Origin of the sequence: Paenibacillus sp. FSL W8-0187, assembly GCF_037969755.1 — a bacterium.
In the GTDB taxonomy this organism is placed as follows: domain Bacteria; phylum Bacillota; class Bacilli; order Paenibacillales; family Paenibacillaceae; genus Paenibacillus_AQ.
On the sequence record NZ_CP150206.1, the window covers coordinates 6,982,464 to 6,996,414 of the forward strand.

Consider the following 13,951-nt stretch of genomic DNA (forward strand, 5'->3'; position numbering starts at 1 on the left):
GTCTCCTTCGTTCATGTTCTATGAAGGGTATTATACCAAACATTCGTTCCTGAAAGCGAAGCATCCATCTTCATTCGCAAACAAAAAGCGTGCAGACGGCATCCTGACAGGATTGCGTTCTGCACGCTGTATGCAACAAATATTTACGGGGCTTTCTTCTGCATCTGATCCAAACTCTTGAACTCGTACCCCCGGTTCCTGGCTTCGTCAATGATCCGCCCAAGCGCCTCGGTGTTGTCCTTGGAGATCGAGTGCAGCAGAATCACAGCGCCCGGGTGGAGCTGCGCGGTTACCTTATCATAAGCATACTGCGCACCGCGCTGGGACTTCACGTCCCAATCCATATACGCGAGCGACCAGAAGACATTGGTATAACCCAGCTGCTTGCTGGTCGCCAGCGACCGCTCATCGAAAATGCCGCGAGGTGTACGCAAATATTTCATATCCGGCTGGCCGGTTATGCGCATAACCTCCTTCTTCACCCGCTCCAGTTCCTCGGTCAGCTTCTCTGCCGAGATCGTGGTCACATCCGGATGGTTCCAGGAATGGTTGCCGATAATGTGTCCCTCAGCCGTCATCCGCTTCAGCAGATCTTCCTGTGTCTTTACGTAGTGTCCGGTCACGAAAAAGGTGGCAGGCACCTTCTTCTCTTTGAGCGTATCCAGGATACGGGAGGTATATCCGTTCTCGTATCCATTATCAAACGTAAGATAAAGCTCCTTCTGCTCGGCATCGCCCATGAAGATCGCGCCGTATTTTTGCAGAAGCTCCTTAAAACCCTCCTCATTGATGGAAGGCAGCTGCCCATTGACGCTTTTTTTGAATCCAAAATGAAACGGACCGCTTCCTACTGCCAAAGCCGCTCCCGATATGGACAGCATCACCGCCAAACTCATCAGAAGCGCAAAGGCCGGCCGAAGGATATCGCGTTTCTTCATATCCGTTCTCTCCTTCTTTGTTGTGATATGGATTGATTCCCCTCATGAAAGACGTACAAGGGTTGCATCACCTAATATCCCACAAATCGGAGCAAACTATGTGCTAGCCAAAGAGGACCCTGTCACCGGATATAGCAGAGTTTCACGTGATCTTGATCAATCGGCCTTTCTGATGACTTTGCAGTGCATACTCAATCATACGGATGACATTACGGGCTTCTTCAGGCTGAACGGGTAACGGGCCCTCCTTAAGAATCGCTTCAGCCAAACCCTGATAAAAGGCCTGATAACGTCCCGGCAGCGTCTCAATCTCACCCTGAACCGCCAGTCCGCTCAGCTCAGTAGCAAGCTCCCCGTACTGGTCCGGCTGGTCTTCACCCCAGCCCGCATCCCCCGGGTGCATTCCCTGCTTCAGCTGGCTTTCCTGAGGGTCTGTTCCATATTTCAGGAAGCTTCCTTTATCCCCGTGCAGCTCGAATTTCGGGCCGGCTTGCCGGACCAGCGAGCCGGAATGCAGAATAACGCGAAACGTTTTGTAACCCAGCACCAGATGAAAATAATCATGGGTTTTGGACCCGTTGCGCTCCGTTCTCAAATCCGCCCACAGCGTCTCCGGCAGACCGAACAGGAACAGCGCCTGATCAAGCAGATGCGAACCCAAATCGTACAGGATGCCGGACCCGGGAATCCCCTGTTCCCTCCACCGCTCCGATTGCACTTCCGGACGGTAACGGCTGAACTGCGACTGATAAATGGATAGCTTCCCGAGCGCTCCCGTCTCCAGCAGGTTGCGGACAGTCAGAAAGTCATTGTCCCAGCGGCGGTTGTGATATACCGTCAGCAGAACTCCCTTCTGTTTGGCCAGATCAATCAACTGGTCCGCTTCTGCGGATGTTACGGTAAACGGCTTCTCGACGACCACATGCTTACCGGCCTCGATGGCTAACCGGGTATATTCGTAATGCGTTGCATTCGGACTCGTAATGATAACAACATCAATATCCGGATTAGACAAAAGCTCATCCACACTATCGACAACCGCCGTATCAGGCAAATCCTTGTAAACCTTGTCCGGATCTGATGACACAACCGTGTGGACTATGTAATCCGGCACGCTTCTCAGGATAGGTGCATGAAACACCGACCCGGACAGGCCGTAGCCGATGATTCCCGCTTGTATTGCCATAAAGCACGCCTCCTCTTCCCATGGTTCTATGTTGATTCGATATGTATCGCTTTGATTCCTTGCAACATCTTAACATTCCGCAAATATTTTACAACCTCAAATAATACAGCCGCCTGCACATTTATCACTGTGCAGGCGGCTGCTCAATTGCCATTGCAAAGATAACCTGAAGACCTCTTCCGGCTTAGGAGATTTTAGTAAGGATCCGCCTCATGGCCCATGCGGTTAGCATCCTCAACCGCCTGCTCCCGGTCGGGCTCGTTCGGGCCCTTTCTGGCCTGCTCGAGTCCTTCTCGTACGCGGCGTCCATATTCCTCATCCGCATTCGTAAAATATTCCACCATCTTGTCTTGAATCCGGATATCACATTGGATGAGCGCACCCACCAGATTGCTAATCAAGTCGTTTCGCTCCCAATCTTCAAAGGCTCTGTACGTATCCCCGGCCTGCTTGAAGTCCAGCGTACGGTCCAGCTTCTGCCGGACGAGGTTGGCATCATAATGGGGCTGATGAGGCTTCGCCGTCTGCGAGGCTTCCACCAGACCATCGGTCATGGAAGGCTCGTAATCCACATGCGGGCTTTGCCCTGGTGCCTTATCCACGTAATAAGACATCTGCCCGCCGCGCTGGTTGGTAGCGACCCGCTTCTTCGGCGCGTTGATCGGCAGCTGCAGATAGTTGGTGCCCACCCGATGACGCTGGGTATCCGAGTAAGAAAATGTGCGACCTTGGAGCATCTTGTCGTCCGAGAAATCGAGTCCATCCACCAGCACGCCCGTGCCAAAGGCCGCTTGCTCCACTTCGTTATAGTAGTTCTCCGGATTGCGGTCCAGCACCATTTTGCCCACCTTCAGGAACGGAAATTGATCTGCCGGCCACAGCTTGGTTGCATCAAGTGGATCGAATTCCAGCTCCGGATGCTCATCATCGCTCATAATCTGAACGCATAGCTCCCATTCCGGATAATCCCCGCGTTCAATGGCCTCATATAAATCCTGTGTTGCGTGGCTGTCATTCATGGCCTGGATCTTGCTTGCTTCTTCCTGCGTGAGGTTCTTAATGCCTTGCTTGAGCGGCTCCCAATGGTATTTGATCAGCACACTATGGCCATCTGCATTGACCCATTTGTATGTATTCACACCTGAGCCCTGCATTTGGCGGTAGTTAGCCGGAATGCCCCATGGGGAGAAGACAAATGTGATCATATGCGTCGCTTCCGGGGAACGGGATACAAAGTCGAACATGCCGACTGGACCCGGAACGTTGGATACTGGATCCGGCTTGAACGCATGAACCATGTCCGGAAACTTGAGCGGATCGCGGATAAAAAATATTTTCAGGTTATTGCCAACCAAATCCCAGTTGCCCTCTTCGGTGTAGAATTTCACGGCAAACCCGCGCGGATCCCGAAGCGTTTCAGGTGAGCCGGAACCATGAATAACGGTTGAGAACCGGACAAACACCGGTGTACGCTTGCCTTCAACCTGAAACAGCTTGGCCCGAGTATACTTCGAAACAGGCTCATCGCCTACTTTCCCGTATGCTTCGAAGTAACCGTGAGCTCCAGCACCCCGTGCATGCACGACGCGCTCCGGAATGCGTTCCCGGTCAAAGTGCGTGATCTTCTCCAGATAATGATAATTTTCCAGGGTCATCGGACCCCGATTCCCAACCGTTCTCACATTCTGATTATCCGAAATAGGATGTCCCTGACGATTAGTTAGCGTATCCTCCCGCTCCGTCTCGCCGCGGTTCTGGGCAAAGCCTTCCCGACCTGGGTTCGTTCCATTATTACCATCATGTTCCTGGCCACTCACGAATGTCATTCCTCCTTGGATATAAGGCTTGTAAAATGGTTCTCTTATTATGGATATTATGTCCAAGGCGTGAAAATGTATGAAATGCCCCTTAATTTTGAAACAAACTTAATCCTGCTCACCCAATAGGGCGCGGGTAAAGCTGATCCATTCCCTGACGGCAAAGGACAGATACCGGTCCTTCCTCCAGATCATTCCGAGCTGCCAGGGAATGGACGGGTTGTCCAGCGGCAGTATCGTCACGCGCGAGGAATCGATTTCCTTACAGATTGTCTCTGGGAGCAGAGCGATGCCCAAATTGGCGGCCACCATGCCACTGATGAGGTCCCACTGCGAGCTTTCATAGACCACCCTTGGCTCGAAGCCCGCGCTGACGCATTCGCGGATGATCCGGTCATGCAGCGTAAAGTCCTCTCGAAACAATACAAATGCCTCGTCGGCTAGCTCGTTCAGGTGTACATGATCTCTGCCTGCCAGCCGATGGGACGGATGGACCAGCAGATTCAGCTTCTCTTTCACAAAGGAATAATAGTGAAATACATCTTCATTGACAGGCAGCACCGCGACTCCGATATCGGTCTGACCGCTTTCCACATCCGCTTCGACCTTCTTGGCGCCATCCTCAATCAACTGAATGGTAATCTTCGGATAGTCCCGGTGGAACTGCCCGATCACCTCAGGGAAAAAGCTTGAGCCTACCATAGGTGGAAGCCCGATCCGGAGATGGCCGCGCTTTAGGTTCATGAGATCCTCCAGCTCGGCCGATACCCGCTGAAAGGAATCCACCATCTGCTGCGCCTGCTGATACATGATATGACCCGCATCCGTCAGCTCAATCCGCTTGCCCTGCCGGTAGAACAAGGTTACGCCCCACTCGTCCTCCATGTTGCGAATCGTTTTGCTAATCGTTGGCTGCGTAATATACAGCTTCTCGGCGGCTTTGGTGAAGCTTTGGTTCCTCGCTACCTCAAGAAAATACTCCAGGTGCCGTATGTCCATCCGATATTCCCTCCGGTTTCTTCTATGTATAGATAAATGGAATGCATCTCATTCGATATATGCATTTTACCTATGAAAATTATCGTTGTAAAATTTCATTAACAATGAAAATAAAGGAGTCCGGTCATGATCAACATGTTGAAAGGAACACTCCAAGTGGCCGGTTTCATGCTTCTTTCCTTAGGGATGGATCAACTGGCCGCTTGGCTGAATATAGGGATTCCGGGCAGCATTCTCGGAATCGTTGTGTTGTTTATACTTCTCGAAACCAAAGTCCTCCGCCTGGAGTGGATTGAGCTTGGCGCCAATTGGCTGCTCGCCGAATTGCTGCTGTTCTTCATCCCTGCAGCGGTCGGCATTATGAAATATTTCCCGATGCTGGAGGCCGAAGGACTCCAGATTCTGGCCGTGGTTTTGTTCAGCACCGTCATTGTGATGGTCAGCTCTGGACTGACTGCCGGCTTCATCTCATCCAGAAAGGAGCGTAAAACACCATGAACATCCTGCTGACCGTCATTCTCGGCTTATTATTGACGATCGGAATTTATGGGGGGACCAAAAGACTGTATCTCCGCCTGCCAAAGGTCTATTTATCGCCGCTCCTGATCACCCCGGTACTGATTGTTGTGATATTGACACAAACAGGGGTATCCTATGAATCATACAATGAAGGAGCGCAGTGGATCAGCAAGCTGCTTGGACCGGCTACCATCGCTTTTGCCGTGCCTTTGTACAAAAACTTCCAGACTCTTAAAAAGCATGCGGCCGAAATTATGCTCAGCGTGCTGACCGGATCGGTACTGGCCATGTTATCCTCTGCAGTTCTTGCTAAATGGATGCACCTGAACAGCTCGCTGGCCACCAGTCTCGTCCCGCGCTCCATAACAACGCCCATTGCCATGAACGTCTCCGAGGTCATCGGGGGCGTGCCGAACATGACCGCCGTCTTCGTTATTATGACCGGGATTCTAGGCTCGATGATCGGACCGGCGGTCATGCGAATCTTCCGGATTCGGGGCGATATTGCACGAGGTGTGCTGTTTGGGACCAGCGCCCATGGAACCGGCACCTCCAAGGCATTCGAATTCAGCTCCCTTTCGGGAACGATCTCCAGCATTTCGATGATCGTCGCTGCTCTCTTCACCCTCGGAACCGCACCGCTGATCATGTCTTTTCTTTATTAATATTTGCTAAGCCCCTGACAAAACCGGTGATGGCCGGTTTTTTCGTTGTCTTTTTCGTGTTGTTATAAGAAGCTTATGGACTTACTTTAACTCTTTGACAACCTCCTCCGAAGAGGTCATAATTAGTTCTGTTCATTCATTTTGTAAAATAAATGGTATACAGAATGTATATCAACAGTAAGAATAACGTCTATCGATTCTTAAATAACGAGTGGCCGCTGGAGTTTTCGAAAATAGGGTTACGGCGGCATTGAAAGGAAGGCGATACAGGTGTTCTCCTCCTCGCGGTTTCGGTTAACGATTACGAAGCCTTTTATATTTTTCTCTGTCATTATGATGCTCAAAAGCTACCTGGCCTGGATGGTCATTTTTGATGATGTTATGCCATGGAAACCGCTCATTACGGAAATCCCTTTTATTTGGCTTGTGTTCAGCTTAATCGAATGGTTCGCTTCCAAGCGAAAGCTCGCTGCCTATATGAGTGTTAACTTATTGCTAACCGCCATATTCTTTGCGGCCATTATGTATTATAAATATTACGGTGTTATTGTTACTTATCACGCGCTGGAGCAGGTCAACCAGGTAACCGCGGTAAGCAATAGCGTATTCTCCTTGATGGACCCTTACTATCTGTTGATCTTTACGGATATCATCGGTATGTTTTTTCTATTATGGCGCAGTGATCGCGTTAAAAAATGGAAGATTCGGCATGCCAAGAAAGAAAAGCGCAAAATCATTCCTATTGTTTTTGTCGTCTCTTTAATGCTGTGCCTATTCCAGATTATGCCGAACCGCGCAAGCATGAACGAAATCGTGAAGGCGCAGGAGATGGGCATTCTTAATTATGAGGCTTATACGATTTTCCAACAGGAGAACAAAGAGCTCGTGGATGCCAAGGCCATCACGCAGGATAGAGTCAACGAATTGAAGGGTGTCAGGGCGTCTGATCAGGAAGCTGTGCTCTCGGGCGCAGCCAAAGGGAAGAACTTGATCATCATTCAGATGGAGTCCTTCCAGAATTTCCTGCTCGGTTTGAACATTGATGGCAAGGAAATTACGCCAAACTTGAACAAACTCGCTAAAGAGAGCTTATATTTCCCGAACTTCTACCAGAATGTCGGTCAAGGAAATACCTCGGATGCCGAGTTTGTGGTGAATACGTCCTTCTACATTCCGCCGCGGGGAGCGGCAACGCAGCATTATGCGGACAGGGTTCTACCCAGCCTGCCGAGGTTGCTGCAAGGGGAAGGTTATGATACAGCCACTTTCCACACCAATGTGGTGGAATTCTGGAACCGCGGAGAGCTGTACAAGGCCCTCGGGTTCAACCGTTATTACGATAAAGCGTTCTTCGGTGATGAAGATAAACTGTTCTTCGGTGCCTCGGATGATGCCCTGTACTCCAAAACATCGGCCGAGCTGAAGAAAATGGACGATGCCGATAAACCGTTCTATTCCCAAGTCATCTCCATGTCGGCTCACCATCCGTTCACGATTCCCGAAGATAAATATCGGATGACGCTGCCGGAGCGATATGAAGGCACCTTTGTCGGCGACTACATCCGCTCGCAGAATTACGCCGATGATGCGCTGGGTAAGTTCATTGAGCAGCTGAAGAAAGACGGCGTGTGGGAAAACAGCCTGGTTGTTCTCTACGGCGACCACCTTGGACTTCCTATATATTCCTTGGACAACAAGGATAAAGAACTGATGCATGAAATTTACGGCCGTGATTATAACTCCGCAGATATGATCAATATCCCGCTTATGATCCATGGAGAAGGCCTTAAGCCGGAAGTGAAGGAGCAAATCGGCGGGCAGATCGACCTCCTGCCGACGGTGGCCAACCTGCTCGGCGTATCGATGGACAATCAGCTTCATTTCGGTCAGGATCTGTTAAACAACACTGATAATAACTTGCTGCCGGAACGATACTACCTTCCTTCCGGTACATTTATCAACAATACGACCCTATACATTCCGGGAATCGGCTTCGAGGATGGAACCAAGCATCCGCTTTCGAACTCGGACGAGAAGAAGACCCAAGCTACCAAAGAAGAATTCGAACGCTCGCTGCAGTTGCTCCATCTGTCGGACAGCTATATCAGACAGCTGCCATACCATAAATAGTTCGTTGCTTAATAGGACAACTCTTTCGGATAATCGGAGGGTTGTCCTTTTTTTGCTTGGCAGAGAATGCCGGAAATCCTTGATATATAAGGGTTTATACAGCCGAAAGCAACGGTTATTTGACATAGTGGCTTACTTTTTCTTATTATTAATAGCAATATACCTTGTTTTGAACACTGCATTCGTGGTGAAATTACGTACAACAACTTAAATGACTCATACTCATACGCTGACCATTAAGCCATATATTTTTCATGAACAAATCGATTATGAATTGTAGGAGTGACGATCCGACTTGGACCCCATACGAAGGACAAACAGAATTATATGTTCAACACTTGGCCTTCTTCTGATTGCTTCCGTTACGCATGTTCCCCTGGTGGACATCACCGATTCCGCTGCCGCTACGCAGGGATTGGAAGCGTCTGAAGGAACTCTTCCATCGCCAACGCCGGTACTCAAGAGTCCGGAACCTGTTCGGTTGATGCTGGAGTCAAAACGCCATGTGTATCTGCTTTCCTTGCATAACGTTACATCCCGTACCACGGATACCGATATGTTTCTGCTCCTCAAGCACATGATGCTAGACCCTTTAAAATTCCGGTCGAATTATGTTGACAGCCATGCATAGTAAGTGATGGTTATTAAAAAACTAATTCGGATCAGATAAAAAAGGATGTGTTTTGTTTGGATGACAGTATAGGCTTAAATTTATTCTTAGTCGCTGTGCTTATCGCAGCTACCGCTTTTTTCGTTATGACGGAATTTGCTATCATAAGACTTCGTCCCAGCCGAGTAGACCAATTGGTAATGGAAGGGCGTAAAGGCGCGCTTGCCGTCAAAAAGGTAACTTCGAATCTGGATGGATACCTGTCTGCGTGTCAGCTGGGAATTACCATCACGGCACTCGGTCTTGGTTGGCTCGGGGAACCGACCATCGAGAAAATTCTTCACCCGGTGTTTGATAGCTTTTCCATTCCTGCTGCTATCGCATCGCTAATCTCATTTTTGCTTGCATTTATTATCATGACTTATATTCACGTCGTTATCGGTGAACTTGCGCCGAAGACGATTGCTATTAATAAAGCGGAAGCCGTGTCGTTCATCTGTGCGACACCTATTATCTGGTTTAACCGGATCATGTACCCGTTCATCTGGTTGCTGAACGGATCCGCCAACAAGATCGTTCGTCTGTTCGGCATGCATCCCGCCAGTGAGCACGAAGAAGCTCACTCGGAAGAAGAACTCCGCATGATTCTGAGCGACAGCTATGAGAGCGGAAAGATCAACCAAGCCGAATACGGTTATGTAAGCCGGATTTTTGCTTTTGATGATATGCTTGCCAAGGAGATTATGGTACCTCGTACCGATATGATCTGCCTGTATGTGGATAAGCCGCTTGCCGCCAATCTGCAAATCATCAAGCGCGAGCAGTACACCCGTTTTCCGGTTGTACGCGGTGACAAGGACCAGATCGTCGGTATGGTAAACACCAAGCAGTTCTTCCTGGAGTTCGATGACAATTCCAACATCGACTTGACCAAGCTGATTCATCCGGCCATGACAGTATCCGAAGCGATTCCGATCAAGAAGCTGCTGCGGAAAATGCAGCAGGAAGGCACGCATATGGCCATCCTGATCGATGAATATGGCGGCACTTCCGGGATGATCACCATTGAAGATATTCTGGAGGAGATCGTCGGCGAGATCCGCGACGAATTTGACGAGGATGAAGAACGCGAGCTGACCCAGCCTGAGCCGAACCGTATCATTGCGGATGGCAAGGTATCCATTAACCGGATCAACGACCTGCTTCACACCGATTTGAGCACCGATGACCTGGATACAATCGGCGGCTGGCTGTACGGACATAACTCCGAGCTTGCCAAAGGTGATACATGGAGTTACAGTGACTTGACGTTTACCGTCATCGAGAAGAAGACTCACCGCTACACGAAGCTGCAAATCGTTAAAGAAACGGCCGAATCAGCAGCGGAAGAAGCAGCTGCCGTCGCGGCTGCAAGCGAAAACAACGAATAGACAATAGATAGCCAAGCCGCCATGCAGCCATTACCGGGTTATGCATGGCGGTTTTTTATATGCGGGAATGATATTTTAGCACTTTAACAAGTTATAACTCTGCTGTAATATAGAATAATCTAATTCCATACATATAGGGGGCAGCAAGCCATGAATCGTCAAATCGCTATTATCGGAAGCAGCGGCGGCAATCTGTACAATCTCGGCGGCAAAGACCCGCTCAAGCTGCTGGATGAAATATTGATGCAGCTGGAGAGCGCAGGCCTATCCTGTGGGGCACTGCAGTTTATTGCTGCCCAGGTCTCCATGGATGCAGCCAAGGATACAACGCCTGCCATTCTTTACAGCTGGAGCATCTCTCAAGGGGAGCCGGTCGTTATCGCCGAGGGTACGCTACAGCAGGTCAATCAAGCGGCTGAACGTCTGGACCTAGAGATTGCAGAGCAGATTGAACTCGGCGAAATCGACGGCATCATCGTTATGAGTGCCGACCCTGAGGGCAGCAACCGGAACGCCATTGAGGCTGCTGCCAAGTTCCGTCTTCCAGTGACCGGTACCGGCGGAACTTCCATGGCCATCATACAAACCAAAGGCGCGCATGTCATCGCCGCCTCGGGTACAACCGGGACCACCAACCGAACCCGTGCGGTCACCTTCGTCACTTCCCTCAGCAAGCATTGGCGGCTTACGTACCGGCCGGTCATCGGAAATGCAACCGCGAATCTTCACGGGACTTCCGGGAGCTCGTCGCCATGGCGGCGCATCAATATTCGCGGCATTATGATGGCATCCCTCCCCGGTTTCATCGGCATGGCCCTGATCCTCGCGGTCAGCAAGATCCCGGGGTTATCCTCGCTGACCGAGGTGTTTGATCTATTGATCAAGGCGCTGCCTGTCATCGTCGCTGTCATTGCAGCCAAACAGGTATCCGAACTGGACGAGGTATCCATCGTGGCAGGCATCGTGGCAGGTGTCCTTTCCGTCGAAGGGGGCATTATCGGAGGCATCCTTGGCGGACTTGGCGCAGGTATCATCGTCCATTACATATTCCGTCAATGCGTGGAATGGCGTTTCCCTGCAACCACGGTCAACATTGTAGCAGGCGGTATATCGGGTCTGATTGCCGGGTTGCTGGTTTACTTCCTCATTGCGCCGATTGCGCTGAGTGCAGGGCAAGGCATTCGCTTCCTGATCGAAACCCTTGTCTCCTGGAGCCCGGCCATAGCCGGATTGATTGCAGGCCTGCTGATCTGGCCCGCGATCATTGGCGGCGTCTATCATGCGGCCATCCTGCCGATAGTACTGCTGGAGATGGAGACGACAAGCAACAGCTTCCTCGGCGCGGTCGATATGGTCGGTCTGGTGATGGTGTCCGCAGGAATCACGCTGGCCAACATTATCGCCCCACGGGATAAGGGAGAAGCGGCCGTAGCGGCTCCCGGGTTTGCCATCAATATGGGTTTTGGCACTTTCGTTGAAGCTGCCTATCCCTTCATGTTTTCGAACAAACTTGTGTTTGCTGGGGCAATTGCTTCCGCAGGTCTTGGCGGCATGCTCGTCGGTTTATTCGGCGTTCGGGGAACTGCCTACGTGCCTTCCTTCATCGGTCCCATCACATCAAATAACACCATTGGCTTCCTGATCTCCATGGCAGCAAGCATGCTCTGTTCTTTCCTTATTACGTTCTTCGTAAACAAACTATCCGGTTATCGGGATGCGAAGAACACTATGAGTATGTAGTGAGTTTGTAGTATATGGTCAATTACAATATGCAGGATTTTAGCTAACCATTTAGTCTCAAAAGGAGTTTATATAATAGATAGGTTCCTAGTTAGATGCCTATGCACAATCGAAAAGCGGAAGGAGGTTATCAAAATCGTGAAATTCAGAAGCCTATCGCTGTTTGCGCTGACAAGTGTCCTGCTAGCCGCTTCGCTAATCTGGAACAGCGAACAAGCAGCCGCTAACGATGCGGAAGACTACTCCGTGATGGCGGCAGGCACGCCCATAACGGACGTTCTTGTTCACAAAGGCAAAGCGTACGTTCCGCTCAAGTCCTTAGCCGATGCAATGGGGTATGAGATTTCCTATACGCTGAAGCAGGAGTTGGACAACTTTCATCAATATGACTTAAAGGCTGCGAACAGTCCCGCGGTATCGATATGGGGCAACGACAAGTGGGGATATACGATCGTTCGGCGGGCAACGCAAGAGATGAGCGTAAACGATATCGACATTTACAAGCCAGCCAAGCTATGCCCTGAAGAATCGGACCATTGCAAGCTCGATGAACGTAAGTACGAAGGACCCCTCTTCATAAAGAAAACCCTCTACGTACCTGTCCGAGACATGGCCACAGCCTTGAATCTGAAGCTGACCGTGACGCAAACCCAGAAAGGGCGCAGCATTCATCTGTCCAAGCGTTAAAGCTCCCATTCATCTGCTCCCCTAACGAATACTACTTAAAAAAAGCCAGGCAGAGTCACAAACTCTGCCTGGCTTTTAATCGAATAGAGGCAATCCAGCCTTCAAATTCTTCATTCCAGTTCTCTGATCTCTATGTCATCCGCGGACGTGATTTTCGAAATATCAAACTCTCTGAAACTATGGGTGCTCTCTTTCCCATTCATATCAAAATCCTGCTCGATCTTTTTCACACGGTCCGGCGTCTTCAAATCCGCCCCATAATATTCAATGTGAAGGTCCGTCTCCCCCTGTACCGTCACCGATGGCAGCCGCCGAATCAGCTCCAGCACCCGTTCCTTCTCTTGCGCCTGATTGTTTGCCGTCAAATCCGCGAACACGATTAAACTGATATTCTGACTGACATTTCCGTCGGCATTTGCGAGTTGGTTATAATCACGCTCAACCGTGTCTAAATCCGAGTTGACATAAGCATCCGCAAACGCCTGGTCCGGATAAAGCTCAGCCAGCAGAGGTTTCAACTGGTCTCTCAGCTGTTGTCCCCAAAGCAAATTCAAATATGTATCATCCGATATGACTGGAGGGCTGGCATCATTGCTGCTAATCGTGAATTCCAGTTCAGGGGACTGTACCGGATGGGCTCTCAGATTGTATGTGCCGATGGCCCAGGTATAGTTCACGTCCGTTACTTTAAAGGGTTCGTTGTACTTCTGTTCCAAATAGGCCTCTGTCGCTTCCTGGACCTCTCGTTTCTCGGCGGCCGTCTTCATAAACGGAGCAGATCCCCAAGTATACCCCGCGTGTATGGACCCGGCGAACAGGGCAAGTCCGATCACCGTCCGCACGACGATTTTCCACGGAGAGGAGAGTTGGCGCCTCCGCTTCTCATCGAACATCGGTTTCTTGGGTGATCGATAGTTGAAGTAAATAACCGGTATAATCAGACCTATAATATGAATCCCAATGGCGAGCGGACCCAGAATCAGGCCCAAAAATCCTAATGTCATGAAAAAAATAAACAAAGCCGCTCCCTGAAGCGCTATAAGCAGCGTTCCGCCTATAATCATGCCCGGCGTCCCGATATAAAACATCCCGAGTCCAGTGCAGATCAGAGAGAGCAGCGTGGCAATCCATTGATGTTTCTTCAAGTTATCATCCGTCCTTCATGCAAATGGTTTGTAAATCATGGTCAGATCCTGACACACCCTATTATAACCGCTGTGGAGCTTGGAA

Annotated in this window: 11 protein-coding genes and 1 pseudogene; 7 read left to right on the plus strand and 5 right to left on the minus strand. The window is 50.1% G+C overall.

Annotation, left to right across the window (positions count from 1 at the left end):
• Positions 1-143: 143 nt before the first annotated feature.
• From pdaA to MKY48_RS31655, 4 genes and pseudogenes are all read right to left on the minus strand, one after another.
• Positions 144-938: a delta-lactam-biosynthetic de-N-acetylase gene (pdaA, locus tag MKY48_RS31640; protein ID WP_339291897.1), complete on the minus strand. Its 795-nt coding sequence runs from the start codon at positions 936-938 to the stop codon at positions 144-146.
• A 142-nt stretch (positions 939-1,080) separates the two neighbouring features.
• On the minus strand, positions 1,081-2,124 hold the full coding sequence (locus tag MKY48_RS31645) for an oxidoreductase (protein ID WP_339291898.1): 1,044 nt from the start codon (positions 2,122-2,124) through the stop codon (positions 1,081-1,083).
• A 194-nt stretch (positions 2,125-2,318) separates the two neighbouring features.
• A pseudogene (locus tag MKY48_RS31650) lies at positions 2,319-3,857 on the minus strand (catalase); the annotation flags it as partial.
• A gap of 192 nt (positions 3,858-4,049) precedes the next feature.
• Complete coding sequence (locus tag MKY48_RS31655; RefSeq protein WP_339268625.1) at positions 4,050-4,940, minus strand: LysR family transcriptional regulator; 891 nt, start codon at positions 4,938-4,940, stop codon at positions 4,050-4,052.
• Positions 4,941-5,066: 126 nt separating this feature from the next.
• Here MKY48_RS31655 and MKY48_RS31660 point away from each other — a divergent pair, with 126 nt between their 5' ends.
• From MKY48_RS31660 to MKY48_RS31690, 7 genes are all read left to right on the plus strand, one after another.
• Entirely contained in the window at positions 5,067-5,438 is a 372-nt protein-coding gene (locus tag MKY48_RS31660) for a CidA/LrgA family holin-like protein (protein WP_076323894.1), read from the plus strand.
• Complete coding sequence (locus tag MKY48_RS31665; protein ID WP_339291899.1) at positions 5,435-6,124, plus strand: CidB/LrgB family autolysis modulator; 690 nt, start codon at positions 5,435-5,437, stop codon at positions 6,122-6,124. Before MKY48_RS31660 ends, MKY48_RS31665 begins: the two co-directional genes overlap by 4 nt.
• A gap of 270 nt (positions 6,125-6,394) precedes the next feature.
• Complete coding sequence (locus MKY48_RS31670; protein ID WP_339291900.1) at positions 6,395-8,254, plus strand: LTA synthase family protein; 1,860 nt, start codon at positions 6,395-6,397, stop codon at positions 8,252-8,254.
• Positions 8,255-8,549: 295 nt separating this feature from the next.
• A complete protein-coding gene (locus tag MKY48_RS31675; protein WP_076323891.1) occupies positions 8,550-8,885 on the plus strand; it encodes a hypothetical protein in 336 nt (111 codons plus the stop codon).
• Positions 8,886-8,941: 56 nt separating this feature from the next.
• Positions 8,942-10,294, plus strand: a complete 1,353-nt coding sequence (locus tag MKY48_RS31680; RefSeq protein WP_339268629.1) for a hemolysin family protein — start codon at positions 8,942-8,944, stop codon at positions 10,292-10,294.
• Between the two features lie 150 nt (positions 10,295-10,444).
• Positions 10,445-12,034 carry a PTS sugar transporter gene (locus MKY48_RS31685; protein ID WP_339291901.1) on the plus strand — a complete coding sequence of 530 codons (1,590 nt, stop codon included), beginning with the start codon at positions 10,445-10,447 and terminating at the stop codon, positions 12,032-12,034.
• 138 nt (positions 12,035-12,172) lie between these two features.
• Positions 12,173-12,721 (plus strand): hypothetical protein, encoded by a 549-nt coding sequence (locus MKY48_RS31690; protein ID WP_256720655.1) that lies wholly within the window; start codon positions 12,173-12,175, stop codon positions 12,719-12,721.
• A gap of 110 nt (positions 12,722-12,831) precedes the next feature.
• On the opposite strand, the gene MKY48_RS31695 is transcribed toward MKY48_RS31690, so the two are convergent.
• Entirely contained in the window at positions 12,832-13,866 is a 1,035-nt protein-coding gene (locus MKY48_RS31695) for a hypothetical protein (protein WP_339291902.1), read from the minus strand.
• Positions 13,867-13,951: the final 85 nt, after the last annotated feature.